Here is a 26,997-nt window from a genome sequence, read left to right as displayed (position 1 = left end):
ATGAAAACAAACCATACGCTGATGATTGTGCTGGCCGCGCTGACTTTATCAGCCTGTGCCACCAACCCCACCGGCCCGAGCAATATGGCCTTACCAGGCACCGGCAAAGACTTTAATCGCTTTAGAGCAGACGATTTATCCTGCCGCGATTTCGCCTTAACGCAAATCGGCGGCAAAACCGTCAACCAGCAGTACAACGCCAGCCTGGCCACGACAACGGCAGTCGGTACCGTGATTGGCGCAGCTGTTGGTGCCGCCGCCGGTGGTGGTCAAGGCGCGGCAATTGGTGCTGGCATGGGCGCATTGTCTGGCGGCGCCATTGGCAGCAACACAGCGGCTATCAGCGGTGCCAATGCGCAAGACAAATATGACAACGGTTATTACCAATGCATGTATGCCGCCGGGCACCGTATCCCGGTGCCTGCCAGCATGGCGAGAACCTATTCGCAAAGTACACCAACGCCTGCGGCTACCAGCTCAACCTACTACCCGCCCCCACCTCCACCGCCAACAAGCCCTCGCTAAGCGCAATACGCAAAAACTGATGATCAACAGGCAGCTAGGCCTCACCTAAATAGGCTTGTATAGCGTCACTATACAAGCCTATAATAGATAAATGATCAAAACTTTTAGACACAAGGGGTTAGAAAGTTTTTTACGACAAGCAGCAAAGCCTGTATCAATGCGCAACATGCACACAAACTAAAGTTGATCTTGTCTGCCATGCACGTTGCCGAACAAGCCGATGACTTGAGAGCGCCTGCCAGTTGGCGCTTGCATACCTTAAGTGGGCGTTATGTCGGCTACTGGTCACTCACTGTCAATGGCAACTGGCGTGTCATATTCAAGTTTGTAGGCAATGACATTGAGCTAGTGGATTATTTAGACTATCACTAATCGTTGAAAGGACATCAAGATGGAGATGCATGCACCTGAACATCCTGGCGAAATTTTGAAAGAATATTTGCCTGAAGGATTAAGCATTACAGATGCCGCCAAACACCTTGGGGTAACACGTGTCGCGCTATCACGCGTTCTCAACGGCAAAGCCGGTGTGAGTGCTCAAATGGATCTGTTACTGGCTGATGCCCTTGGCACAACAGTAGGCTTTTGGTCGCGCTTGCAATTGCAATATGATCTTTGGCATGCACAGCAAAAGCATAAAAATCATATTCCCAGATTTGCGCAGTTGGCCGCTTGAGAGATTGCACGGCGTAATCACCCGGCACTATCACCAGCAAATACAAATTAAAAAACAGGCAGCCGTAAAACGCTGCCTGTTTTTTTACTTACTGACCAATCAGATGAGCATGCCACCTGAGACCTCAATGCGCTGCGCATTCACCCAGTGGTTATTCTCAGACAACAAACTCGCAATCATCGGGCCAATATCATCCGCCACGCCCACGCGACCCAGCGCAGTTTGTGAGGCAATATACGCGTTAACCTCTTTGTTATCACGTACCAGGCCCTGGCCGAAATCAGTTTCAATCGCGCCGGGCGCCACGGTATTTACGGCAATCTGGCGTGCACCCAGCTCTTTAGCCATATAACGCGTGAGTACCTCAATGCCACCTTTCATGGCGGCGTAGGCGCTATACCCAGGCAAGGCAAACCGTGCCAAGCCACTGGAGATATTTACAATCCGGCCCCCATCACGCAACACAGGCAACAACGTTTGCGTTAAAAAGAAGGTCGATTTCAGGTGAATATTCACCATGTCATCAAACATCTGTTCAGTGGTCTCGGCAAAGGGCGCATGAATGCCCGTGCCCGCGTTGTTAACCAGGTAATTAAATGCATCGGTTTGCCAATGCGCTTGCAACGCCTGTTTTAACTGCTCAGCAAAAGCAGCAAATGTGTTCACATGCGCCACATCCAGTTGCAAAACCACTGCTTTGCGCCCCAGCGCCTCTATCTCTGCAACCACCTCTTGTGCAGATGCCTGCTTGCTTTGGTAAGTTAGCACCACGTCGATGCCCTGCCGTGCCATCGCCAGCGCTGTATTCTTACCCAATCCGCGGCTACCACCTGTAATCAATGCAATGTTGCTAACCATGCGCATTCTCCTGTGTTGATGAAAGATGTGCGTAGTTTATTGGCATTAAAATTAAAGATAAATTAGCAAATAATGATTATACTGTTCACAATAAACGAACAATAAAACTCATATGATAGATAGCACCGAAAGCCTGAAACGCTTCATGCGCGTCGCCGAATTGTGCAGCTTTACCAAAGCCGCCGATAGCCTGGGCCTGCCGAAAGCCAGTGTGTCGCAAGCGATACAGCAACTGGAAACAAAGCTGCAAACGCAACTGTTTCATCGCACCACGCGCAAAGTGCAACTCACGCCAGACGGCCAGTTATTTTACGAAAAAAGCAAAGACGTGTTGAGTGAGATAGAAGAACTCGAAACCTTGTTCATAGGCGATGACAGCCAGGTCTCAGGCATCGTCAGGGTGAATATGTCACAGCCCATGGCCAGGCATTTGATCATCCCCGCTCTACCCGCTTTTTTGCAGCGCCACCCCAACCTCAATATAGAAATCAGCAGCGAAGACCGTAAAGTCGACTTAGTCAGTGAAGGCTACGACTGCGTGGTCAGAACCGGCGAAGTCGAAGAGTCCGGCATGATCATGCGCAAAATAGGCGAGATGCAGCAAAGCAACTTCGTCAGCCCGGCTTACCTCGCCCAATACGGCACGCCCAAAACCATAGACGATTTACAGCAACATTATTTAATTCACTACCAGACCAGCAGCAACAACCGCTTTGATGCGTTTGAATACCAACTGGATGGAGAACGCCATCGCATCAAAATGCCCAGCCGCATCTGCGTGAATAATACCGATGCTTACCGCGCTGCCTGCGCCGCCGGGCTAGGCATCATGCAAGCGCCCAAGCTAGGCGCCATGGCGTTGTTGACCAGTGGTCAGTTGGTGGAGATATTGCCCTCATTTACCGCACCAAGCATGACGGTTTTATTGTTGTTTCCTCACCGTCGAAACTTGTCTAAACGGGTACGGATTTTTATGGATTGGTTAGCGGAGATCATTCAAAGCAACTTATAACCACCCTGATTAATCTAGTCTGGGATTTTTACTCTGACCCCAAGTATCAAATGAGCAGGCATTTGTGGCTGCCTGCGTACTGCTTCACCAATTCACCACACCCTGTTAGCGCCTTGTGAGTTCTAATTTGAATGAGGCTGAATGCTGATGGCTGTAGGCATATGCAGTTCACAAATGCCACTCCAAACCAATTATTGTTCTAAAAATCCTTCTCTCGAACATGCCATAACCATGGCTCTACTTCCCCACATCAAAGTCATAAGTCAGTGTAAAGAATGCCGACCTAGGTGCACCAGGGGCTAAAAAGGTACTCGCCATCCAGTCATTGCTGTTGTAATTGAACCCTCCAGGGCCAATCGCACCATTGATAGATGGCGAGAATGGGTTAATCCCTAACCGGCCCGCGCTGTAATATTCACGGTCAAAAAGATTGTTGACGATTAAACCGGCTGTCAGATTTTTGGTGAGTTTGTAATTGGTTTTAAAGCTCCATACTCCATATCCAGGAACCATACCGGGATAGCGAAAACTTGGTCTTTGTATACTACTTTGACAGGTACTATTTCCATATTGAATGCCCTCTATGACGGTAGGTGCACTAGATGCATTGCCACAGTAGTAACGTATGCTTTCCGCACCTACCTGGTGTTTATTGTTCTCGTTACCACGTACAAAGCTTTCTGAGTGCAATATACCAATCAAGCTAACTGTCCAGTCTGGCGTGATGTCATAACTGATGGTGGCATTCAGGTTATGTAGTGGTACGCCCGGAATACGGCTACCAGGTGCTACAGAAATTTGTTCATATCCTGTACCTCTTTCAACAACATTCCCTGCGCTGCTGTTATTAGGGCTGGCCATTGTAAAACGGTCTTGGAATGTCGCATCCGTCAGGGAATAGTTGAGCCTAAATCCCCATTTGTCAGCACGGCCTTGTAGCCCTAATTCAATCCCGCGACGACGGGTGCTGCCAATGTTCTGGAAAAAACTACGGTCAGCAGTGAAGGAGACGAAGTAAATATCATCGGTGAGATCAGTTTGATAAGCAGTGGCATTCCAATGGACCGCGGGCGTCAGATAACCACGACCACCAAACTCGATAGTCTCGGAACGTACCTGTTTCAAATAAGGGTCACCAGAAAGCGTACTCGGCAAACTACAGAAACGTCGTTCTGCAAGAGAGCGAGGGCCTACGAATATAAGCTCTCCAGTCGTCGGGTCTTTGTCATACACTGGCGTAGCATCAAATGCACACCCCAACTCAATCACGCTGGGGGTTCGAGCACCCTTGTTCCAGTTACCATAAAAGTTAAGCGTTTCTGTTGGCTGCCATGTCGCGCCCAGACTAGGGTTAAATGAGCGATAGGTAAACTTCTCAATTTCACCTTTGCCCAGTACACCTTGCCCAAGTGCCAACTCTGGGCTGAACGGCAGAACACTCACGGCCGGGCACTCATCCAATTCCAATATGCCGTCACCATTTGTATCCGGGCACAATACAGTATCCTGATAATAGTTTTTAAATGCGGTCGGGCCAAGTACACCTAAAGTATTATTGGTAGCAAGTTTGTTTTTAATATTGGTGTAATTAAAACGCCCTGCTGCAGTAAATGCCCATTCTTTTTTTGGCGTCCAAGTTTCACTGAAATACACACTTTTGGTGGTGCTGTTACCTGCAAAGTCATTTAAATCAATGCGATGATCAGAAGCATAAAATTCATAGCCCACTTGGCTAGGGTCAAGATAGGCCCTGCGCTTACTGTCAAACAATCCTAAATATTGACCACTTTCATAACTGGCATTGGCTGCATCAATCGAGGTGCCCACCATAAACTTGTGATTTTCCAGATTCCAGTTCAGCTGAAGGGAAGCGCCATCTGTGGTCTGATCGATTTCTGTTTTGGTAATCAGCGCAGTTGGCGTGCCATCGACATACCCAGCACATGTACCTAATCCAGTGCCGCCATTACAATCAGCACCATTGCGCTCTATTGGTATGCCATTCGCATCGGTGACAATTAAGCCAAGCGGCTTGTTAATACCAGGGTTACTACCCGAAAATGTACGAATATATGGCTGCCCAGTAACAGGGTCGACTGAAAATATAGAGTACGATGATCCTGTTACAACAAACCCACTTGTGTCTTTGTATTGGTATGAAAAATCCTGAGGATTAAAAAACTGTCCATCTGTTCGACCAGTACCATAATCCGCTAAACCTCTTCTTTGCCAAATATTTAATGCATATTGGTAAAACTCAGGATTGAATGCAGGTGCTGTTGTTGGATTCTCCGGACTTACTGTCCAGACTGGATTGCCATTCGCGTCAACTGACTGCCCAGCAATTGCTAGGGTATTAGCATTTGTCCCAACAACCAACTTACTTATATCGTAACCAGTTGGTGAGGACGAGTCATAGCCAGAAAATGCAGGGTTTAATAAAAGGTTTCCACTGGAGTCAAACCCAAAAAATTCTGGTTCGCCATTAATATCTAGCATAGCGGCTAACTGACCACCATTACCATCCGGTACTGAGAGCGCTGCTACATTTGAGATACCGATAACATTGGCTGGGTCAATATCTGGAAGCCCGTCACCATCAAAGTCAGGCACGCCGTTGGATAATTGCTCGCCAGGGTTTGGCCTCCTAGTTGCACTGCCGCCAAAGTTCTGGTTCACATCGCCCGTGCTGGCATTTCTGCGGCTTTTGCGTCTGTAAACTTGCCCAGTGATATTGAACGTGTCACTCACATCCCACGTACCGTTGAGCTGGAATTGCAGCAGGCGATTTTTAGTTTCGTCCGGGCTGGTAAAAATCTGGCTACCATCTTGTTTAGCCATTTCAGTAGGCAGTAAACCGTTACCTACAAGCTTGTTGCCTGCATACAGCATGCTTAAACCAAGTTGTAGACTGTCATTACGCCATTCACCTTTAGCAAAAAGCTGGTTAACCTCACTGGGTGAGTTCACGCGCCAACCGTCTTCTTTAAAAATATTAGCCGCAGCAAAACCAGCGATGACGCCGTTGTTACCACCCACAGAGCCTTGAAACTGGTTGCGCTTGAAAGAGCCACCGAGGTATTCCACTGTGCCTTCGTTGCTATCAAAACCACTTTTGGTTTTCATGCTGATGGCACCGCCTAGCGTGCCTAAGCCAAACAGTGGGTTGGAGCCGGGGAACACATCTAAACTGTTTAGCGCGTTCATGGGAATCATGTCCCAGTTCACCACGTCACCAAACGGTTCATTAACGCGGATACCATCCAAGAACACGCTGAGCCCTTGTGAGGTGCCTAACTGCGGGCTGGCGGTAAAGCCGCGATAAGTGACATCCATTTGAAATGGGTTGCTTTGGTAGTCGTTAACGTTCACTGACTGCAGCTTGCTGTTCATTAAGTCAGTCAAACTCACCGCTTTAGATTCTTTGATCTCTTTAGCAGTGATACTTTGCACGTTACCGGGAATTTCTTCCTTAGTGAGGGCAAGGCCTTTCAAGGGGCCTATATCGTAAGCACGTTTGGCGCGTATTTCTACCTTTTCCAGTTGCAGCGCTTGTTGCTTTTCTTCTTTTATCGCGCGTTGAATCAATATCTTTTCGCCTTCTATCTTGCCCTGTAAGCCGCTACCTTCCAGCAATCGTTTCACCGCCTCTTTGCGCGTCAGTCGGCCTTTAACGGCGGGGGCTTTTTTGTCGACGATAAGGGCGCTATCGACGGTAAGTGAGAGATTGCTTTGAATGGCGAACTGACGTAGTGCTGCTGCAAGTGGTTGCGCAGGCATATCGAGGTTGAGCGGTATGGCAAAGCTTTCTTCTTGATCGCCGGGCAATGCAGTGTTGAGTTCTGCGTAAAGGGTTGCCGGTGCGTTGAGGCTGATGAGTGCGGCCAGCGCGGCTGTTTTTATCGTGACTTTTTGCATGGTGTTTCCGTCAGTGACAGGTCTTGTTAAAGGTGTAACTGACGGACAGGCAAAATGCCTGATATGGGTGGCTTAAAAAGAAATGTAAAGAATTACCTGTTTGGCTCTATCATCAGCGCGTCGTCTTTGCGCTTGAGCGTCACTGGCACGGATTGCGGCAGGGTTTGGATAAAGTTTTCGAGCTCTGCTATTTTGAGCACGGCATTGACTTTGGGCGTGTGGTCGCCAAAGAACATTGCGCTGACCGCTGGCTGACGGTAACGCGACAAGGTATCGGCGACTTCAAACATATCGGCACGGTCAAACACGATGTGGCCGCTGATAAAGCTGAAGCTGTCGGCCGCATTGCGGTTGACTTTGTGAACGGCTGCGGTTTCATCAATCTCGGCCACTTCACCGTCATGCAATATCAGTGCGGGCTCACGACCATCTGCACGCGCGACTTGCACCCGGCCGTGGTCGACGCTGATGCGCACTTTTTTGCTGAGCTGGTTGACGGCAAAGCGGGTGCCGAGCACGGTGATTTTGGCTTGCTGTGTTTCTACTATAAATGGCCGCGCCGGGTCTTTGGTGACTTCAAAAATGGCTTCGCCTCGGCTGAGTTTGACCAGGCGCTGATGACGGTAATAGAGGATCTCCATCGCGCTGTTGGCATTGGCGGTCACCACTGAGCCGTCGTCTAGTGTGCGCGTGATCATTTGTGCGACAGAGGTGGTTTGTACCTGGCTTGATATCGGTGCGGTTTGCCATTGCTGATATTGGCTGCGTCCGAAAAAGCCCAAGCCGACACATAGCAGCATCACAGCCAGGCCTGAGCCAAGCTTGGAGACTTTTTTGCGTTTTGCAGTTTGCTCAAAATAAAGCTTTTGCGACAAAGCATTGGAGAGTTCTTTGAGTCGTTCGGTAGAGCTGAAGTCGTCCATGGTGGACTCTATCATCTGATAGGCTGCGCGGTGCCTGCGGTCTGAGAGTAGCCATACTTCAAATGTCGTGCGTTCAGGGGCATCTGGAGTCGCTTCGCGCATGCGGACATACCAGCGCGCGGCAGCTTGCCTGATCACGTCTTCATGCTTGCTGCCCATCATATTTCACTCACAATCAATTCGCGTGCGCTGCTTAAATCAACAATCGCCCGCATCACGTGGCGCTCAACCATGTTTTTGCTGATACCCAGCGCAGCAGCGATTTCGGTCTGCGTGTACCCTTCCACGCGATACATCCAGAACACCTGGCGGCAACGCGTAGGCAATTGCTCCAATATCAGCTGAATCATTTCGAGCCGTTGCTTGATGTCATTGAGCTGATCGACGGATAAGGTTGGGGTGTCCAACCATTCTCGATGCAGGCCATTATCAGCGTCCAATGATACGAAACGCTGCGCCTGGTGATAACTGTCAACAATCAGGTTTTTGGCGATGCTGCGCATATAGGCGTGCGGCTCATCGCCTTTGTTGGCGCTGGTTGAAACGGTGTAACGAATCAGCGCATCATGCAGGATATCTTTGGCAATATGCGGGCACGCCACTTTAAAGCGGATATAACCGAGTAAATCGGTATACGCCCATTGCAGATTGATGCCACACCAAACCATCGTTTTATCCATGCCCCTTTACCGCAAAATACATGCCATGCGATTTAAAGCCGTTTTTGAGCTGTGCGCGCTTTAAACCTGCGCATAACAACCACCACATGGCTGAAATCAACCAATACGATTTATTGAAACGAAACCGCTGTATCCCTCGCAGAGACAAGGGGCAAACGCTTACGCCTTAGCTCAAGCAGGCCGATGAACAATAAACCGCTGCTAAATAACCATAGGCTAGACGGCGCAGGAACCAAAGTGCGCCGGTCACGCGTATATATTGTCCAATCAATCGTAAACGTGAGGTAGTTGTGCGGGCTGACAAAGCCTTTGAGTGCGCCATACTCACTGTAAAACACTTCCAGCTGACCATCCGGCATCATCAGGATGTCTTCATAGTGAAAACTGCCCTCTATCGGCAAATCGCTGAATGCAGGATCTGGCAGGGCGACTGGGTTGATTGGGTCTGGCACGGATAACCAGAAATCAAACTGCCCCAGTTGCGAGGTCTGCACCTGATTTCTGCTGTAACTGCCAAACACCACATATAGCTGGTCTTGTAACTGGCTCAACGCTTCGTAATAAAGCGTCAGCGTCGAGCTGCCATTGCTAAAAGTGGTTTCACCCAGAAAAGTCACGCCATCCAGCGTAAACTCCATCGGCAAATAGCCAGCGTAACTTTCCTGAAATTGCTCAATTTTGGCCTCCACGTTAAAACTGATCAATGCGGCCAAGCCAACAAGCAACCCTTTGGTTTTCTTAAAAATCATCTGTACCCGCCCTTTGCAATTAAATGCATCGACATTCATGTGCAACCCTACTCAATCAGGGTCACGCCTGTGCGCCGCGCCATGTTAAAAAAACCCCCTGCGCTTGCCGGAGGAAGGGTGGCAAACCACAGGGGTTAGGAGAACAGGCGCCATCATTTTGGAGAAAGTGAGGGATTAACTTTCTGAGGACGCCTGACTACAAGAAAACGTTGTGCATCACTCCAGTGTAAAATTCACTGGTATTGTTATTTTGAAACTCTTCTTTTTTAAACTGTCTTTCACGCCGAGTTGTGCAATGGCTTTTTTCACCATGCGCATAGCTTCTTCATCCAGTGGCACATGCTTGCTACTATCTGCCAGTGACACTTGCACCAACTCACCACGCACAAACTGGGCAACCACCGTGGCCTCACCTTCAAGATGACGGCGAATGGCAATCGCCGGATATTGCTTGCTTTTGCTCACCAACGTGCGCAACTGTTCGCCATAGTCTCCCCAGGCATCAGTATCACTGTCGGTCAGTTCATCAGACTCTTTCGTCGTGGTGGCACTCGCTGCGATGCTGGGACGACTCTCCTTTGCCGTCGATTCTGCGGCGGGATGTGGTGAGCTTTCTGCGCTGACGCTTGGTGCCACTGCTGCCGGGCTCACCGGTGCAGATTCAGCTTTGGCAGGCGCTACTTGCTCTGGCACCTTGTAATCTGACACCTGGTTGCTAGGGGCGGCCAATACCTGTTTAGGGGTTTCTACCGGCGTTTGTGGCTTCACCACTGGAGTAGGCACCGACTGCGGTGGGTCGAGTGATTTTGGTGTTTCCGTTGGCGGTGTCACTGGCTGCACACTGGGCGCCGCCGCCTTGATGGAGAAAAATTCAATCTCCAGCCGTTCCGGCATCTTGGGTAACTGAATCTGGCTCAAGCTCGGATAAAACGCCACCACCAAGGCATGCAAGCCCAGCGAGACAATGACAGCCCGCCACAAGACAGCGTCGTTTTGTTGATCAGGATAAATCAGGCTACTCATGCCTTTATTTCCTGGCCTCTGGCGACATGACAAAACTGAACTTGCTGATGCCTGCACGCTGAATGGCGGCCAACACTTTCGCCACCACCCCATATTGTGCGTGCTCATCGGCATAAATTTCCACCGCCGGGTCATGGCTTTGCTTGAGCAGGCCCAATGCCGTGGTCAAGCCTTCTACCGCCAGGCGCTCTTGGTCTAAAAATACATCCCCTGCATCCGTCACGCTGATATGCGCCGTTTTCGGTGTGGTAATCGCCACCTCGGCACTGGCCTGCGGCAGCTTGACCTTCACCGCGTTCATCAACAATGGCGCCGTCACAATAAACACCGTCAGCAACACCAGCATCACATCCACCAGCGGCGTCACATTGATTTCGCTCACCAGGTCTTCGCTCTCACCATCGCTAAACATCGCCATGGCATTACCCCTCCACGCCAGACTGCGTTAACAATGATTGAAAGCGGCTGGCCACTTGCTCCATATCGGCCCGGTGTACCTTCTGTTTACGCATAAAATAGTTATACGCCAGCACCGCAGGCACCGCCGTGGCAATACCAATCGCCGTCGCAATCAGCGCCTCACCGATCGGACCTGCCACCACATCCAGCCCGGCAGAACCGGTGGCCGTGATGGTCTTAAGCGCATTCATAATGCCCCACACCGTGCCAAACAAACCGATAAACGGCGCGGTAGATCCAATGCTGGCTAACACAGCCACGCCGCCATCCATCCGCTTTTGCTCCAGATAAGCTTGCTGCTTAAGCGACAACAAAATAACTTCCTGACGCTCGTTTCTACGCAACACCGAGTTCGCCATCGCCTCATTCATCGCCCGCATCCCGGCATCACACAAACGCGCAAAACTGCTATTGCTGTGAGAGATAATTTTTGGCAACTCGTAAATGGTTTTCACCTGCTGCCATTCAGACAAAAAGTTGTTCGACTCATGGCGAGACTTGTACCAGGCCCAGCTTTTCATCAGAATGATGGACCACACCAGCACCGACAGCACGCCCAGTAAGTACAACACGAGATCAACAATATCAGGCACTAAGTCCACAGCATGGCTCCATTATAAAAAGTCAGACGAAAAACGACCCGGATGTTTGTTGCGCTTAAGCTAAGCGATGAACCAAGCAAAAACGCCAACCAGGAAAAAACCCTGCCAACAACAGGAATTTTTCACATTTACATCCCTTCATATGTTTAATCGCTGGGAGAGCCAAAAACCTGATGTTGTTAACACAACTTTACATAAAAGCCAGGCATATGCCAGAAAAAAAGATGCTAATTCACGAACCGCCCGTATTGACTACTACCGGCTGTGGCAAATAAACAAAGTACCACTCACCGTAATAGCGCTTATCGTTCAGGTGTTGCAACTCGCCCCGGTAGCCTTTGTTTTTAAACGGTGCTTTGTCTGACAGGCTATAAATGCCCATGATGCCGCCGCTGGGTGCCTCGACAATGCCCCAGCCTTCGCGCAGGGTGATGGGGTCTAGATAAGGTTTGCGCAAATGACGGCGTGCCGTGGCAAACCGTGTGTCGTTCGCCAACACCTCTAGCGTTAGCGGAAAAGTTTTCACTACGCCCGGTGTCTGGTTGTAATAGCGGCCAATGGCGTCGCGATAAGCCAGCCCGACCTTGATTAACTCTAACTCACGTTCGCGCAACACTTGCGTTTTCCAGCGCAGGCTGGCTTGCGCCATCACCAGGCCACTGAGCATCACCAGCATAAACATGCCGATCAGCACAAAGCCGCGGGTAGACTTACCACAGTGCATAGGGCGTGCCATCCTCAGCCACCCGTGCCGAGCCGCTATGCACATCAAACACGCTGCCTTGTTCATCAATGTTAGGCGGCAAGGTGATGACCCAAGTGTCTACGCGCTCGGTCACCGGATCAGGCGGAACGGCTTTGAGATATTGGCGCTCGACCAATTCGTCCAGGGTTTCCGGATAACGGTTTTTATCACTATAAAATTTATCAATCGCGTCACGCATGGTGAGCAGGTCATGCCGCAAACTGGTTTCTTTGGCGCGTTGCAGCATATGCATAAACTTGGGCGACACAATCGTCAGCAGCATGGCCAGAATCGCCAGCACCACCAACATTTCAATCAGGGTGAATCCGCGTTTCATGCTTTACCACTCGCTATAAGGTTGCTGGTTAATGCCCATGGCGGGGGAGCGTGAAGACACGTCATAGACGTCTTGCGCCATGTCATCGAGGGCACCGTCATAGGCGCGTATCTGCCAAGTAGCCGCGTTACCTTGGCTCATGTCAGCCGCAAACGGGTCACGCGGAATGCGGCGTAAAAAAAACATCTTTTTCTTTTTAGGGTCTTGCGCGTTTTCAACGCCAGTGACCAAAATAGTTAAATTAGGCGGATAACCACTGCCATCGGCAATTTTTTTAATCAGCCCCTGATCGACGGCGTCTTTGTAGGCATCCAAGGCATCACGCAACTGCCACAACGCCCGCTTGAGCTCACGTTCTTTATCGCGCTTGGCACTGAGCTGTAACACCGGGCTGGCCGAGGTTACCAGCAACGCCAGCAACGCTAGCGTCACCAATAGCTCGATCAAAGTGAAACCGCGTAAGGTGAAACTACCGATGGTTAAACCGCGCAAGGTGAAGCCATGTGTGTTACGTTGCGGCATAGATAGCATCACTTGTTTGTCCTGCTACGGTTGTACGGCACCGGTATCGGTGCTGTTCATCATCTGGTTGGCAAAGCCGCTGTCATTACGCATATTGCTGCTTTGTGTCGATTGCGGCGTTACCACTGGCGCGGGTGATGTGTCTATGGCTTGCACGGTACGCGCACCGCCCGCCCCCACAGGGTTAGCCGTGGCAGCAACCCCGGAAGGGATCAAGCTATATACCGAACTGGCCGGGCTCAGGTTATGCATAATGCGCGGCGTAATCAACAGCACAATTTCATTTTTACGCTTGTCCTCATTGTTACTGCTAAACAGTTTGCCAATCAGCGGCAAATTACCCAGGCCCGGCACCTTGCGGCGCGTTTTCTGTTCATCATCACGAAATAACCCGGCCAAAATTTGCGTTTCGTTATTGCGCAATTGCAAGGTGGTATTGGCATTGCGGCTGCCAATGGTATACGCCAGCACCCCAGAGCTAGTAGTGACCTGATCGGTAATATTGCTCACCTCCATGCCAACCTTGATACTGACCTGATCTTGCATCTGGATCACTGGCTCCACGTCTAGCTTAATGCCGACCTCGATGTAGTTCACGTTTTGGCTGACAAAACCCTGCGCACTGGCCACACTGGTGAGCACCGGTATCTTGTCACCAACATGAATTTTGGCCCGATCGCGGTTTTTAACGCGGATCTTCGGGCTGGCGAGCAAATTAGTGTCGGTATCCTGATGCAGCAGGTTAAGCACAATCGCCGGATCGTTGATTGAAAACACGCCCAGGTTGCCATTAAAGTTGCGCAACTCAGTCAAGGTGAGTTTACCTGCTTGCGGTTGGGTGCCACTGCTACTGCCAGCCGCATTACCCTGCACACCGACACCAATCTGGCTGGGGTACTGAATACCCAGGTTTTCCAGGTTACGGCGATTAATCTCCATCACCTCCACCTCAAGCATCACCTCCGGCTCATTGAGGTCTTGCGAGGCAATCAGCTTTTCGGCCACTTTAATGCGGTCCATGGTGTCGCGAATCACCAGCGTATTCAGTTTTTCATCCATATACACATCGCTGGCATGCAGCACGGTTTTCATCATATTGAGCGCACGCTTGGCATCCATGTGCGTCAGGTAAAAACTGCGCACAAACAGCTCTTCATACTGCGCCGCACGTGCTTGCGGATAAATCAGCAGCGTATTGCTATTGAGCACTTTTTTGCCAAGCTGATGGCTGGTAAGGATCACTTCCATCGCCTGCTCAATCGGCGTATCGCGCAACAACACATTAACGCGGATGCCCTCGTTAAGCTCTTGATCAAACGAAAAATTTAAATTGCCAGCCTTGCCCAAGTACTCAAATGCCTGTTTGACCGGCGTATTTTTAAACTCCAGCGTGACTTTCTTTTTGAGTGAAGACTGCAACGGCCGCACCACACTGCTGCGCTCGTTTTTTTTCTGCTCAAGTTGCTCAAACAGCCGGCGCGCCTCGGCATGTGCTGGTTGCTCAGCCAAAATGCTGCGCAAACCAAACTCGGCACCCGCCAGATCTTCTGCGGCAATTGCCATGTTCACTTGGGCCAGTTGTGCCGCGTGCTGGCGTGCCAGTTGCACCTTTTGCAGGCCGTCACTGGCGGCACGGTTGCTGGGCGACATTTGCAATACTTGCTGGTAAGCCTCGCTCGCCGCATCGTATTGCTGCGCGGCCAGCAAACTATCGGCTTGCTGCAATTGTTTTTGCAATTTTTTCTCTTGCAATAAGGTGAGCCAGTTTTTATATTGCGGCTGACGAGGATGCGCCTCTACCAACGGTTGCAATAATTGGATCGCCTCGTCGTCCTGACCGCGCGCAGCATAAATTCTGGCCTGCTCCAGCGTGGCATCACCGGTTTGCGGTGCTGGCAGCAAGTTACTGCAACTCACGAATAACAGCGGGCTGCCAAGCAGGCAGACCCAGCGCCAATAGGATTGATTCACTTGCTTGTTCAAAACACCACCCCGTTATCCAGCCTGATTTCAAAGCGCTCCGCTGCGTGTTGCAGCACGATTTTTTGTTGATCGAGCAAAGCCACCTGCCAGCCTTCGGCAAATCGGTCGCCTGCATGTAATACATATTGTTGTTGGCCGTCGGTTAAAAAAACAATCCAGCGACCGTCTTCTTGTAGCCGCCCGGCATAGGTATAAGGGTTTACTGCCGCTGGCGGTTGCGATGCGGCCGCCTCAGCGGTAGGCATCTCCAGGGGTGCAAACAAGTTAATTGCCGCCTCATCCACCGTGGCAACCGTGGTCACAACAACGGGCGATGGCGGCAGATGCTGCTCAGGCATGACCTGCGCTAAAGTCACGCGGCGCTGAGGTGCATGCTTGACTGTTGCAACCGTCGCAGCAGCTGGCACTTGCTCGGCTTGCTCCACCCACCAGCACGCCAGCAGGGTACAAGCCAGTGCCGCCCATACCAAGCCGCGCCGCATCATGTCTGGCCTCGTTTGCGGGTATACAAGCTAAACTCTACATAAGCTTCTATCTCGGCTTGCATCACATCACTCCGTTGCAATTTAAACTGGCTTAACGCTAAGCTAGGGTAGTGCTGCAACACCTGCTGCAAAAAGTGACGCACCTGCAAATAATCACCTTTGAGCGGCAGCTTAATGCGCTGCACCTGCAAGCTGGTCTTTTCAATGGCTAACGACTGAAACTCCGCCCGCTCAAACAGCATGCCCATGGCATCGGCCGTCGCCAGAATTTCGGCACTGATACGGTCGGCATCGTCTGCAACTGGCCAGGTTTGTAAAGTAGTTGAGGCAACAGGACTGGCAACGGGCGCAACAATGACCTGTTTGGTCTGCACCGGCAATTGTTGCAAGGCGTGTTGCAGGGTCTGGCGACTCCACCAGGCTTGTGCAATCAGACCCGACAGCACAATAGTGATGAGCAACATGGCTAGCAGCCAGCGGTGGCTCTGCCATGTCTGCTGGCACACAAAGCGCAGGCGCTGCAGGGCTTGGCTTAAAACTTCCATCCGGCCTCCAGATGCAAAGTGGTCATGCGTAAACCGTTCACCTCGGTGGCTTCACTGGCCTTGAGTTTCACGTCGGCCAGGCCGGGTTGCTTTTTGAGCCGATCAACCAATGCCCAACCTTGCTGGCGTTGCTGAGCCAGCACGGTCATGCGGATCTGTTTACGTTTGGCATCAGGGGATAATTGCAGCCAATATAACTGCGCTTGCTGCGCGTGTTCGAGCTCACTTAACAGCGCTAACCATGGTGTTTGAATCTGCAGCTGCGCCGCGGCTATTTCAGCCGCCAGCGCCTGATTCACCACTGGATGACTGGCTGCCTGCTGGCGAACGCCTAGCGCCAATTGATGCGCCTGCCACTGTTGCTGCAAGCGCGTATTTTCTTCAGCAAACTGGCGATAAATCACGGCCAGGCAGACGAAGCTAATCAGTAACACCACACCAAGTAGCGTCGCGACCGGCCCTGGCAGACGACCTGCGGCATAGTTCATGCGCAAATGCTGCATCAGCTGGCCCTCTGCTGATCAGAGGCAAGCAGCTTGCTCGATGATGGCACATCGACCACCTCAAAAGGCATCAACGACTGTCGGCTGACGCCGCTTGCTTGCAGCTGTGGCAAAAAAACTGGCAACGCGGCACGCGCTGGATACATTACCTGCTCGCGCAATAATAGTTGATGCAAGGTCTGCTGCCACTGCGCGTCTACCGGCACTTGGCGAATGTGCTGCCAGTCACCCTGCATCAGGCAAGCCACTGTTAAGCTGCCAGACTCACGACACACAATCCAGCCATCGGCGGGTAAGCCGTGCTGGCGCATCACGTGTAAAGCCTGGTTGGCAGCGAGCTGCCAGGCTGGTGCAATGATACCCGGCAACAAACCATGCTCGGCCAACACCACCTGCAATTTTTCTATCAACGCGGCAGGCAGCGCCGTGAGCAAACTATGTTGGCCATAGCCGCCCGCCTGCACCCGAATCTGCCAGTCTTGCATGTCGCTGGCAAATGCCTGCTGCAAGCCGTGGCGATAGTAGGCTGTTTGATCGGCCTGCGAGCGGACTTCGGCTTGCCATGGCAATACCAGCCAGCGCGCATATTGGTTAGAGAGCACCACCACCACATGCCAGCGCTGGCCAGCCAAGGCGGGCAATACTGCATGCAAGGTCTGCCACAACGCCTCTGGCGGCAAAACATCTTGCGCGTTGCCCGGTAAATCGTAGCGTTGATGGTGGGTCATCTGCAGGCGTCCGCCTGGGTGCCACGACCGTTGAAACTGAAACACCTCGAGCGCATCATCACTGATGACCAGCCGCAACTCGGGCGCACTCAGCGCTTGCCACCAACGGCGGCTGTCGGTCAGGCGGCAATCTATACCAGGGTCAGGTGAGTGATGTAACACGGTTAATCTCCTGCAAGGTAGTTTCGCCCGCCGCGACCAGCGCCAGGCCAGCGTCACGCATGGCACGGGTGCCGGTTGTCGCGGCCAGTGCCTTGATCTGGCTAATCGGCGCTTTAGAGACAATCAGCTCGCGCATGCGGTCGTCAAACAGCAATAATTCGGCAATGCCTTTACGGCCTTTGTAACCGCTGCCATGGCACTGGCCACAGCCCTGGCCTTTTTTAAACTGATAGTGTTGCGTGGCCTCAACACTCAAGCCAGACTTCACCAGCAAGGCAGGCTCTGGCACGTCATCGACCTTGCAAAACGGGCAAATCACGCGCACTAGCCGCTGCGCTAAAATCACGTTGACTGCCGACACAAAGCTATAAGCATCCACACCCATATTGGTAAAACGGCCAATCACATCAAACACATTATTGGCATGCACGGTGGTCAGCACCAAATGCCCGGTCAGCGCCGACTGCACCGCAATTTGCGCCGTTTCGCCATCGCGAATTTCGCCCACCATGATTTTGTCGGGGTCGTGGCGCAAAATAGAGCGCAAGCCGCGCGCAAACGTGAGGCCTTTTTTCTCGTTGACCGGGATTTGCAGCACGCCGGGCAATTGATATTCAACCGGGTCTTCAATGGTAATAATCTTGTCCTGGCCCTGGTTGATTTCTGAAATCATGCCGTACAACGTCGTGGTTTTGCCGCTGCCTGTCGGGCCGGTCACCAGTAACATGCCATAAGGTGCTTCGGCCTGCGCGCGGATTTGTGCCAGCAGTGCCGGGGCAAACCCCAGCACTTCTAAGCTGATGCCTTGCGCTTCACTCAGGGCTTTTCTATCCAGCACGCGCAACACAGCGTCTTCACCTACCACACTGGGCATAATGGAAACGCGCAGGTCGATCTCGCGGCCCAGGGCATGTACTTTACAGCGGCCATCTTGCGGAATACGCCGTTCGGCAATATCGAGCTCAGACATCACTTTGATGCGCGAAATGGCCTGCTCAGCCTGCATCACACCACTTAAGCCGCCCACCTCGGTGAGCACGCCATCAATGCGATATTTCACGCGCAGGCCATGCATGGTAGATTCGAGATGAATATCACTGGCACCGGCTTTGAGGGCGTCGTATAAAGTTGAGCGCACAAAGCGCACCACCGGGCTGCTGTCTTCGCTAATAGATTTAAGCGACAATTCTTCAACCGGCGCCTCTTGCTCACTGATGGTGTGATCGCTGGCATGCACCTGATCCAGCGCGCGCATTTGCGCCTCATGAAACTGCAAACACGCGGCAATATCGTTGCGATGCGCCAAACACCATTGCACCGGCACACGCACCATACTTTGCAAACGCAGTTGCAGGCGTTCATCAAACGGGTCTGCCAGCACCAGATGCAGCGACTGGCCGTCTTTTTGCATTAACGCCACTTGCAGCGTACTGGCGTCATTAAAGCGCAACAGCTCAAACATTGGCTGCATGGCATGTAAATCAAGCGCGGTCAGCGTGGGGTAATGCATGCATTGGCCCAGGGCCAGCACAAACACATCGGGCGCCAGTTGAGACAACTCCTCCAGCACCTCTATCAGTGGCCGCCCGGTTTGCAGCGCCAGTTGCCGCGCCTGCGGCAACAAGGCTACCGCTAATGGCGGCACCTGCCCTGTCAGCGGTAAATCCTGCATATTCATGTGATGGTCTTTCTCATTCTATTGCGCCTGCCAATTCAAAAATCGGCATATACATCAACACCACAACCAGCCCCACAATCAAGCCAATCACCACCATCAGCGCGGGTTCCAGCAACTTGCTTAGCCACTCCACACGGCGCGCTGTTTCCTCGTCGTAAAACATGCCTATGCGCCCCAGCATGTCATCCAGTTGCCCGCCGCGCTCGCCCACGCGCAACATGCGGTTGGCAATCGAGGTCGTTAAGCCATGCGACTCCATCGTGCCTGACAAGGCCTTGCCCTCACGCACGTCGGTAATCACCCGCTGCAAAGCCAGTTGCAACTCTTGCGGTAACAAAGATTGCACCATGCCGAGTGCCGTCAGCAAGGGAATTCCTCCTTGTAATAGCATCCCCAGCGTGCGGTAAAACCGTGCCAGTTGGTAAATACGCAAGGCTTCGCCCAGGCTGGGGATTTGCCACACGCGCTGCATCATCCAGGCCTTGCTGGCCGGACGCGAAAACAGCAGCCACAACGCGGCCACCATGCCCATGGTGGCCAACAACACCCACTCGCCATGGCCTTGCAACAGCTGCCCCCAGCGCAACAGCAGCTGGCTGGCCCAAGGCAATTTATCGCCCCCACTTTCATAAATGGTACTAAAACGCGGCACCACATAGCCGAGTAAAAACAGCACGACCAAACCACCCACCACAATGAGCAACACCGGGTAAATCGAGGCCGCGATGATTTTTTTACGGATGGCATCTACCTGCGCCTGATACGCGACATGACGGCGCAGGGCCTGCACCATGTCACCAGTGCGCTCACTGGCGCGGATCAGGGCAATATAAAGCTGGCTAAATACCGTCGGCTGCAATGCCAGCGCCTGCGATAAAGGCAGGCCTTCAAACAGGGCCGTGCGCAAACTCGTTAACACGGCACGCGCATGGTCTTGCTGCTCTTTTTCGGCCAGGCCTTCAATCGCTTCAATCAGGCTCAGCCCAGACTCAAGCAAAGTGAGTAACTCCTGACTAAACAGGCTTAAATTAAACGAGTGCGTTTTTAGCGGCCATTGCGGCCAGCCAGATGCGTGACTAGCACGCACTTGCAACACGCCATAGCCTTTTGCCTGCGCCTGCTGCAACGCCGCCTGCCGGTCAGTCGCGTCCAATGAAACCCAGCTCACCTGCGCGCCCTGCAATACTTTTAATTCAAATTTCATGTAATTCAAATTTCATGGTGGTTTAGGTTAAAGCGCTACCAGTTACCCACGTCGCTATCGGCCTCTTGGCCGCCAGCTGCGCCATCACTGCCTAGTGTCCACACATCGTAATCGCCGTGCTCCCCAGGGTAACGATATTGGTAAGGCCGCCCCCACGGGTCAGCGGGCACGCCCTTGGCTAAATAAGGGCCCTGCCATTTGGCCTCACCGTCAGGCTGCTTATTAAGTGCTGCCAACCCTTGCTCGGTCGCCGGGTAATGACCAATATCCAGCCGATAGGTATCCAGTGCGCGCGACAACGCCTCAATTTGCGCTTTGGCAGTTTTAGTTTCTGATTTACCAATCTGGGCAAAATACTTGGGGCCGACATAGCCTGCCAGCAGACCAATAATCACCATCACCACCAGTAACTCCAGCAGCGTAAAACCTGCTTGCTTGCAGCGCCCAACGACCAATTGCATGTTTGTTTCCACCCTGCTCATCCTCTCTTTTTAAACCCTGACTACTTTTTAAGTACAAACAGCTGGCTGACGCGATTCAGCGCCTCCAGCGAGAGCACGCCGCTACTAAACTGCAAATTGACCCAATCACTGATCAGGCTGTAATAAGCCTTGGTTAGCGACAACTGGTTGGTAAACAGTTTTTGCTGGGCATCCAGCACCTCGTGATTGGTTTTAAAGCCGGCCAAAAAACCTTTTTGCGTGCCATCTAGCGCCACGCTGGCTGACTGCACCGCCTGTTGATAGGCGCTGATAGACTGTTGCTGTGCCTGCAGGCTTTGGTAATACTTGCGCACATTAAACTCAATTTCGCGCGACTTGGCCGTCATGCTTTCTTCACTCGCTGTCAGGCGGCTGGCGCTCTGGCGCACATTAGCATTCACATAACCGCCCGCAAACAAAGGTACATTCATCTGCAAGGCAATGGTGGTGGTATCAAAGCGCGAGCCCAAGGTATTATTACTGTCGTTCTGGCTATACGAGCGCACGCCGACCAGGTCTAAGGTTGGATAATGCCCGGCCTGTTTTTTTTCAATGTCTTTTTTGGCCACTTCTACGTTTTGATAGGCAGCCGCCAATTCAGGATGATGTTGCCGCGCCATCACCAGCCAGTTATCCAGGCTTTGCATGGTGGGCGTTAATCTGCTCAGGCTTAATCCACTCCCACCCAAGCCATTCGGCGTGTCCAGCATCAACTCAGCTGACAATGCATGCGTGCTGCCGGTTAATATCTGCAAACTTTGCTGGTTAGAGAGCCAATCATTGTTGGCCTGAATCTGCTCGACTTTCGCCACATCAAGGTTAGATTGCGCCTCACTGACCTCGACCACGGTGCCACTGCCGCGGCTGTAACGCTGCTCTGCCTGACGCAGTTGCTGGCCCACGGCCTCCAGTTTGCGCTGCTGCACATTGACCCGGTCTTGTGCATACAAGGTTTCCAGGTAAATAGAGACCAGCTTGAGGATAAGTTTGGCGTTTTCTTGCTCAAGCAATGCTTCCTGCGCACTGACATAAGACTTGGCACCACCGTAAATCGCCAGTGTTTCGCGGTTAAACAAGGGTTGTTTCACCGAAAAATTGTAACTTTCCAGCGAATAGTCGAGCTCACTATTGACCGCGCCCAGCGTAGTTTGCGTGGTGCGATCAGTATTGCCACGGCCTTTGGTCAGGCCTAATTGCACCTTAGGAAAAAACAAGGCACGCGCTTTGGTCAGCTCTTCACGCTCGGCCTCGGTGTTGGCCAGGGCCGCGCGGTAATCGGCGTTGTGGCTGACCGCCAACGTATAGAGGCCATTTAAATCCTCCTGCGCCTGCAACGGGCTCAGGCCAGCCAAGCCAAGTGCGAGAGATAGCCAATATGAAATACCTACACGCATTATTCTTCCTTCATCGAGGCCGCCAGGCGTTTGCTCAGTGGATGCATGAGGTAATTCCACAGCGTGCGCTCGCCGGTTTTAATCACCACCTGCACCGGCATGCCCGGTTGTAGCTGGCGCCCTTGCAAGGCCTGCATGCCTTTATCGGTGAGCATGACGCGCGCCAGATAGTAGCTTTGGCTGCCCTCAACGGTGGCGGCTGGTTTACTCAATAAGTCTTTGGACAAAGACTTTAACTGCCCCTCGGCCAATAATTGCGGGCTGTTGGCAAAAGTAGAAAAACGAATATCCGCCGCCTGCCCCACCTGTATCTTGTCGATCAAATGCGGCGGAATTTGCGCGTCCACAATCAGCGCTTCGCCAGAAGGCACAATATCCATCAGTTTTTGCCCGGGCTGAATCACCGCGCCCACCGTGTGCACCTGCAACCCCACCACCTGGCCAGACGCCGGTGCGCGAATCTCGGTTCGCCCAAGCTCTTGCCGCAGCGCCAGTACTTTTTGCGCGTCTGCTTCTACCTGCAACTTAACCTGGGCCATGTCGGCATCAATCTCTTTTTGCTCGGTTTGGATGCGCTGATTCATTTGCTGCTGCAACTCAAGAATCGCACGCTGGGCACGTGTCATATTGGCCTGTGTATTGGCACGCTCGCCGTACAAAGCCGCCACCCGCTGCTCAAGGTCGTTTTGCTGGTTACGTGGGGCATAGCCCTCAGCAGTCAGCGCGCGCACACCCTGCAATTGCTCTTCGAGCAAGACACGTTGCGACTCATGGCTGGATAACATTCCACGATAGCCTTCAATCAGGGCCTGGTAACCGGCAACGGACTCTTTTTTTGCGGCAATCTCTGCCGCCAGCGCCGCCGTTCTGGCCGCCAGCAACTGGCTCTGGTTACGCATCTGCTGTTGTATCAAGGGGTCTTGCTGCTGGCTGGTTAAATCCGGGTGAAAATCAATCACCGAGCGGTGGCTTTGCTCAGCACGCAACCGGTCTTCTTGCGCACGCAAACCGGCATAGCGTTGCCACACCTCTTCATAGCGTGCTTTACTAGCCTGTGCATCCAGCTTGAATAACACATCGCCAGCGTGCACCTCTTGCCCCTCATGCACCTGCAAGGTGCTAACCATGCCGCCACTTAAATGCTGGACCACTTTATGATTGCTTTCTATACTCACCACGCCTTCGGTCGGCACCCCCTCATCCAGCGGCGCAAGCGCGGCCCACAGCACAAAGCCAGCCAGGCCCAGCACTAAAATAGCCGCCCCTTTACGGGTTTGGCCAACATTGTGTGCATAAGCCTCAATGGCGTGCACATTGTCTGCGGCAGCAGGGTTCGCAGCAGAATTCATGGTTAAGCGCATGCAGGCTCCGTAGCCACGCTGCTGGCAGCAGCGTGCAATTGATTTAAATAGACAATACCGGCATCGCGCGGGCCATGATGCAGCACTTCGCCGCGTTTAAGCACCAGCAAATCATCGGTAATTTTGAGGATGCCAGAGCGGTGCGAAATCACCACGATAGCGGTATTGAGGGTTTTTAAAGCTTGTAATAACTGCATCAGCCGGGCCTCGCCAAATTCATCGAGGCTGGCGTTGGGTTCATCCAGCACCAGCAACGCAGGCTCTTTGTAAATGGCGCGCGCCAGCCCCAGCAGTTGCCGTTGCCCGCCGGACAATGGCAAGCCCTGCTCATCGAGCCGGGTGTCATAGCCTTGCGGCAAGCGCAAAATTGCCTCGTGCAAGCCTACACGCTGGCAAGCCTGCAAAATATGCTGGCTATCCAGCTCGCCAAATCTGGCCACGTTTTCGGCGATGGTGCCTTCGAGCAAAGACACCTGCTGCGGCAAATAACCAACGCTGGCCATGAGGGCACGCGCATTGTCTGCAGTGATCTGCGACTGATTAATGTGGTAGCTGCCAGCCGTGGGTGACACCACGCCGACCAACAAGCGTGCCAGCGTGCTTTTACCCGCGCCGGAAGGACCCATAACACAGAGTAACCGCCCAGGTGGTATGCTTAAGTGAAGGTCGTGCAGTACTCGGCGTAACGGCGATGAAATGCCCACCGCCTGCAAGCTAAGTACATAGGGCCTGACCAGACCAATTGCCGGAGTCGTGGCGGCTGCATGCTGCTCACCCAGCAAGCCCTGTAACTCAGCCGCGGCCGACTTGGCCTGCAACCATTGGCGCCAGCTGTGCACCATGACATCAAACGGGTGCAAGGCACGCGCAATAAGCACATTAGACGCCACCATGGAGCCAACGCTGATTTCACCACGAATTGTCAGCCATGCAGCCATCGCCAGCATCAATGACTGCAAGGTGTAACGCACCCATTTATTGACAAACTGGCTACGGTCACTGGCGTTTAACCAGGCCTGCTCTGTCACTGACTGCTGCGCCAGCAAAGCCTGCCAATGCTGACGCAAGGTATGCAACATGCCCAGCACATAACTGGTGTGCAAATGCTGTATTTTTTGCTGCAAAAAATGCTCAGTGCGTTGCTTGGCTGCTTGTGCGCTCTGAGCAGGTGCTGCCGTCACGCGCTGGTTCCACAGCGCCGCCATACATTGCACCAGGCAAAAAACCATGGCAGTCGCCCCCAGCACCGGGTGCAAGGCAAACAACACCACAATATAGATCACGCTCCACGGGATATCCAGCAAGGCAAACAGGCCTTGCCCGGTCATAAACTGGCGAATAGCGGTTAATTGCTGCAATGACTCGGCAGGCGGCGGGCGTTGTATGCTGCGTGGCTCAAACACCGCAGCAAACACTTGTTTGCCGTAAGTGAGGTCAAATTGCACACCCGTTTTAATCGCGTATAAACTGCGTAACCAATCGGCACCGGCCATCAGCAACAAGAGCCCGGCCGTTAACAAAGTCATCGCCAGCAGCGTCAGCGTATTACGGCTCAGCATGACCCGGTCATACAGCTGCAACATATACAAGGTTGGCACCAGCATCAGCACATTGGTGAGCAAACTGAGCCAGATCATCTGCAAAAAAGCGCTTTTAAACGGCTGCATAAACGACCACAGCGGCGAGGTCCAACGGGCAGTGCGTGCAAGCATCATGACTGTGCCACCTTGGCGTTATCTGCCTGAAAACTGGCCAGCACATCAGCCGGCTTGCCATAACGAATCATTTGCCCCTGGCACATCACCAGCATCACGTCAGCAATGCTCAAAATATGCTGCAAATGACTAATGATAATAAACGTCGTGCCCTGCTGCTTTAAGCGGGCAATGGCGTGCTGCAAAGTGCGCTCAGTGGTGGTATCAAGGTTGGCATTCGGCTCGTCGAGCACCACAATGCGCGGTTTGCCATAAAAAGCGCGCGCCAGGCCTATCAATTGGCGCTCGCCGCCCGAGAGCATCACGCCAGACTGGCCAATCAGCGTGTTCAAACCATCCGGCAATTGGTTGATCCAGTCGTTTAACCCAAGCAATTCAATCACCTCAGCCAGCGCAGCCGGATCAGGCGTATTAAAGCGGCAAATGTTATCCACCACGCGTGCATCAAACACATCGACCTCTTGCGACAAATAACCCAAATGCGGCCCCAGCTGGGTTTTGTCCCAACGATGCACGTCCACACCGTCAAACCGTACGCGACCGCTGCTCGGTGCCAGCAAGCCGACCAGCAACCTGGCCAAAGTGGTTTTGCCCGAAGCCGAAGCCCCGGCAACAATGAGCACTTGCCCGGGCGCCAGCTTAAATTGCACCTGGCGAATAAACACCTCAGCCGAGGACTTACCTGCCTGCGGCATGGCATAGCTCAATTGCTCCACCGTCACTTCACCCGTCGGTGGCGGCAACACCAGGCCTTCGGTGTTCGCGGCCGCGTTGGCCAGCAAACTTTCAATACGCCGATAGGCGCTCAAGGCCTGCTCATAGGTTTTCCAGTGGCCCACGCATTGCACCAGCGGAGTGAGCACACGCCCGGCCAGAATCGAGGCCACAATCATCATGGCGCCGCCGTTCAATAACTCACCGGCAATAAACAAATAGCAGGCCAGGCCCAGAATCAAACTGGTTTGCAAGGTTTGCAACCAGCGCGAGGCCGCCGCACTCTTGCCCGCCAGCTCGGAGGCCTGCGCCTGTTGCCACAAAAAACCATGCTGATGCTGCACCCAGCGCTGCTCAATGGGCGCCAGCATATGCATGGCATGCAGCACATCGCCATGGCGGCTAATGCTGGCAAAATAACGTTGCGACTCAATCGCATGCTGGTTCGCCTGTTGCATTAAAGGTGCCACGCGCGACTGGTTGTGTATGGTCAATACCAGTTGTATCGCCAGCCCGAGCAACGTCAGCACGCCCAGTGCCGGATGGATCCAGAACACGGCGGCCAAAAAAATCAAACAAAAAGGCGCATCAATCAGGCCAAGCAGGGCCGAAGAATGCAAAGCATTTTTGAGCACAGAAAAATCGGAAAACACCTGCTGCGCAGGAAAGCTATGCATGGCTAGTTTTGCAGTAAACACCCGCTCGAACACGCGCTGCTGCAATGATTGCTCAAAACGTTTTGCGCCTGCCTGCAACAAATTGCGGCGCTGCCACTCCAACGCCTCCATCACCAGGTAAGCAAAGGCCGCCAGCATGGTCAGCATCAACAAGGTCGAGACATTGCGACTATTAATCACGCGGTCATACACCTCCAGCATGTACCAGGAGGGCGCCAAAATCAGCAAATGGGTAGCCACACCAAACAGCCAAACTTTGCGCCAGAGCGGCCAAAGCTCAGACAAAGCGTGCTTGATGGTTTCAGCTTGCGAGGACATATTTACAATGAAATTCTGT

The 26,997-nt window shown here is 52.7% G+C and carries 27 protein-coding genes; 4 read left to right on the top strand and 23 right to left on the bottom strand.

Features of this window, described 5'->3' with window-relative positions; translation table 11 throughout:
• From METH5_RS15235 to METH5_RS0109320, 3 genes are all read left to right on the top strand, one after another.
• Positions 1-525, top strand: a complete 525-nt coding sequence (locus tag METH5_RS15235) for a YMGG-like glycine zipper-containing protein (protein WP_029148250.1) — start codon at positions 1-3, stop codon at positions 523-525.
• A 153-nt stretch (positions 526-678) separates the two neighbouring features.
• The gene (locus METH5_RS14915; protein ID WP_232411089.1) at positions 679-897 is read left to right on the top strand and encodes a type II toxin-antitoxin system RelE/ParE family toxin; all 219 of its coding nucleotides are present in this window, start codon (positions 679-681) and stop codon (positions 895-897) included.
• Positions 898-916: 19 nt separating this feature from the next.
• Complete coding sequence (locus tag METH5_RS0109320) at positions 917-1,201, top strand: HigA family addiction module antitoxin (RefSeq protein WP_029148249.1); 285 nt, start codon at positions 917-919, stop codon at positions 1,199-1,201.
• Positions 1,202-1,300: 99 nt separating this feature from the next.
• Here METH5_RS0109320 and METH5_RS0109315 read toward each other — a convergent pair whose 3' ends face one another.
• Positions 1,301-2,059, bottom strand: a complete 759-nt coding sequence (locus tag METH5_RS0109315; RefSeq protein WP_029148248.1) for an SDR family NAD(P)-dependent oxidoreductase — start codon at positions 2,057-2,059, stop codon at positions 1,301-1,303.
• Positions 2,060-2,171: 112 nt separating this feature from the next.
• Here METH5_RS0109315 and METH5_RS0109310 point away from each other — a divergent pair, with 112 nt between their 5' ends.
• Positions 2,172-3,071 (top strand): LysR family transcriptional regulator, encoded by a 900-nt coding sequence (locus METH5_RS0109310; protein ID WP_029148247.1) that lies wholly within the window; start codon positions 2,172-2,174, stop codon positions 3,069-3,071.
• A 237-nt stretch (positions 3,072-3,308) separates the two neighbouring features.
• Here the strand turns inward: METH5_RS0109310 and METH5_RS0109305 are convergent, their stop codons facing one another.
• The 22 genes from METH5_RS0109305 to METH5_RS0109200 all read right to left on the bottom strand — a co-directional run bounded on the left by METH5_RS0109305 (position 3,309) and on the right by METH5_RS0109200 (position 26,978).
• The gene (locus METH5_RS0109305; RefSeq protein ID WP_029148246.1) at positions 3,309-6,989 is read right to left on the bottom strand and encodes a TonB-dependent receptor domain-containing protein; all 3,681 of its coding nucleotides are present in this window, start codon (positions 6,987-6,989) and stop codon (positions 3,309-3,311) included.
• A 92-nt stretch (positions 6,990-7,081) separates the two neighbouring features.
• Entirely contained in the window at positions 7,082-8,074 is a 993-nt protein-coding gene (locus METH5_RS0109300; RefSeq protein WP_029148245.1) for a FecR domain-containing protein, read from the bottom strand.
• On the bottom strand, positions 8,071-8,592 hold the full coding sequence (locus tag METH5_RS0109295; protein ID WP_029148244.1) for an RNA polymerase sigma factor: 522 nt from the start codon (positions 8,590-8,592) through the stop codon (positions 8,071-8,073). The genes METH5_RS0109300 and METH5_RS0109295 overlap by 4 nt, the downstream gene beginning before the upstream one ends.
• Before the next feature lie 110 nt (positions 8,593-8,702).
• On the bottom strand, positions 8,703-9,380 hold the full coding sequence (locus tag METH5_RS0109290; protein WP_029148243.1) for a hypothetical protein: 678 nt from the start codon (positions 9,378-9,380) through the stop codon (positions 8,703-8,705).
• Positions 9,381-9,557: 177 nt separating this feature from the next.
• A complete protein-coding gene (locus METH5_RS0109285) occupies positions 9,558-10,364 on the bottom strand; it encodes a TonB family protein (protein ID WP_029148242.1) in 807 nt (268 codons plus the stop codon).
• A 4-nt stretch (positions 10,365-10,368) separates the two neighbouring features.
• On the bottom strand, positions 10,369-10,782 hold the full coding sequence (locus METH5_RS0109280) for a biopolymer transporter ExbD (protein ID WP_029148241.1): 414 nt from the start codon (positions 10,780-10,782) through the stop codon (positions 10,369-10,371).
• A 4-nt stretch (positions 10,783-10,786) separates the two neighbouring features.
• Positions 10,787-11,425: a MotA/TolQ/ExbB proton channel family protein gene (locus METH5_RS0109275; RefSeq protein WP_029148240.1), complete on the bottom strand. Its 639-nt coding sequence runs from the start codon at positions 11,423-11,425 to the stop codon at positions 10,787-10,789.
• A 232-nt stretch (positions 11,426-11,657) separates the two neighbouring features.
• Positions 11,658-12,161, bottom strand: coding sequence for a type II secretion system protein (locus tag METH5_RS0109270; protein ID WP_369758903.1), 504 nt, complete (start codon positions 12,159-12,161; stop codon positions 11,658-11,660).
• Positions 12,136-12,507, bottom strand: coding sequence for a type II secretion system protein (locus tag METH5_RS0109265; protein ID WP_029148238.1), 372 nt, complete (start codon positions 12,505-12,507; stop codon positions 12,136-12,138). Before METH5_RS0109265 ends, METH5_RS0109270 begins: the two co-directional genes overlap by 26 nt.
• Before the next feature lie 3 nt (positions 12,508-12,510).
• Positions 12,511-13,029 (bottom strand): type II secretion system protein, encoded by a 519-nt coding sequence (locus tag METH5_RS0109260; protein ID WP_051412918.1) that lies wholly within the window; start codon positions 13,027-13,029, stop codon positions 12,511-12,513.
• A 24-nt stretch (positions 13,030-13,053) separates the two neighbouring features.
• Positions 13,054-15,012 (bottom strand): type II and III secretion system protein, encoded by a 1,959-nt coding sequence (locus METH5_RS0109255; RefSeq protein WP_029148236.1) that lies wholly within the window; start codon positions 15,010-15,012, stop codon positions 13,054-13,056.
• Positions 15,009-15,497 carry a hypothetical protein gene (locus METH5_RS0109250; RefSeq protein WP_029148235.1) on the bottom strand — a complete coding sequence of 163 codons (489 nt, stop codon included), beginning with the start codon at positions 15,495-15,497 and terminating at the stop codon, positions 15,009-15,011. Before METH5_RS0109250 ends, METH5_RS0109255 begins: the two co-directional genes overlap by 4 nt.
• On the bottom strand, positions 15,494-16,042 hold the full coding sequence (locus METH5_RS0109245) for a hypothetical protein (protein WP_232411004.1): 549 nt from the start codon (positions 16,040-16,042) through the stop codon (positions 15,494-15,496). The genes METH5_RS0109250 and METH5_RS0109245 overlap by 4 nt, the downstream gene beginning before the upstream one ends.
• Positions 16,030-16,545: a hypothetical protein gene (locus METH5_RS0109240; protein ID WP_029148233.1), complete on the bottom strand. Its 516-nt coding sequence runs from the start codon at positions 16,543-16,545 to the stop codon at positions 16,030-16,032. Before METH5_RS0109240 ends, METH5_RS0109245 begins: the two co-directional genes overlap by 13 nt.
• Positions 16,545-17,435, bottom strand: a complete 891-nt coding sequence (locus METH5_RS14910; protein WP_051412916.1) for a hypothetical protein — start codon at positions 17,433-17,435, stop codon at positions 16,545-16,547. Before METH5_RS14910 ends, METH5_RS0109240 begins: the two co-directional genes overlap by 1 nt.
• On the bottom strand, positions 17,416-19,113 hold the full coding sequence (locus METH5_RS0109230; RefSeq protein WP_029148232.1) for a GspE/PulE family protein: 1,698 nt from the start codon (positions 19,111-19,113) through the stop codon (positions 17,416-17,418). The genes METH5_RS14910 and METH5_RS0109230 overlap by 20 nt, the downstream gene beginning before the upstream one ends.
• A gap of 13 nt (positions 19,114-19,126) precedes the next feature.
• Complete coding sequence (locus tag METH5_RS0109225; RefSeq protein ID WP_029148231.1) at positions 19,127-20,317, bottom strand: type II secretion system F family protein; 1,191 nt, start codon at positions 20,315-20,317, stop codon at positions 19,127-19,129.
• 35 nt (positions 20,318-20,352) lie between these two features.
• Positions 20,353-20,778 carry a type II secretion system major pseudopilin GspG gene (gene gspG / locus METH5_RS0109220; RefSeq protein WP_029148230.1) on the bottom strand — a complete coding sequence of 142 codons (426 nt, stop codon included), beginning with the start codon at positions 20,776-20,778 and terminating at the stop codon, positions 20,353-20,355.
• A gap of 41 nt (positions 20,779-20,819) precedes the next feature.
• Entirely contained in the window at positions 20,820-22,193 is a 1,374-nt protein-coding gene (locus tag METH5_RS0109215; protein ID WP_029148229.1) for a TolC family outer membrane protein, read from the bottom strand.
• Entirely contained in the window at positions 22,193-23,542 is a 1,350-nt protein-coding gene (locus METH5_RS0109210) for an HlyD family type I secretion periplasmic adaptor subunit (protein WP_029148228.1), read from the bottom strand. Before METH5_RS0109210 ends, METH5_RS0109215 begins: the two co-directional genes overlap by 1 nt.
• A 2-nt stretch (positions 23,543-23,544) precedes the next feature.
• Positions 23,545-25,269 carry a type I secretion system permease/ATPase gene (locus METH5_RS0109205; RefSeq protein ID WP_232411003.1) on the bottom strand — a complete coding sequence of 575 codons (1,725 nt, stop codon included), beginning with the start codon at positions 25,267-25,269 and terminating at the stop codon, positions 23,545-23,547.
• A complete protein-coding gene (locus METH5_RS0109200; RefSeq protein ID WP_029148226.1) occupies positions 25,266-26,978 on the bottom strand; it encodes a type I secretion system permease/ATPase in 1,713 nt (570 codons plus the stop codon). The genes METH5_RS0109205 and METH5_RS0109200 overlap by 4 nt, the downstream gene beginning before the upstream one ends.
• Positions 26,979-26,997: the final 19 nt, after the last annotated feature.

This window comes from Methylophilus sp. 5 (assembly GCF_000515275.1).
In the GTDB taxonomy this organism is placed as follows: domain Bacteria; phylum Pseudomonadota; class Gammaproteobacteria; order Burkholderiales; family Methylophilaceae; genus Methylophilus.
Note: the sequence above shows the minus strand (reverse complement) of the source record. Positions and strands in the feature narration are given on the sequence as shown.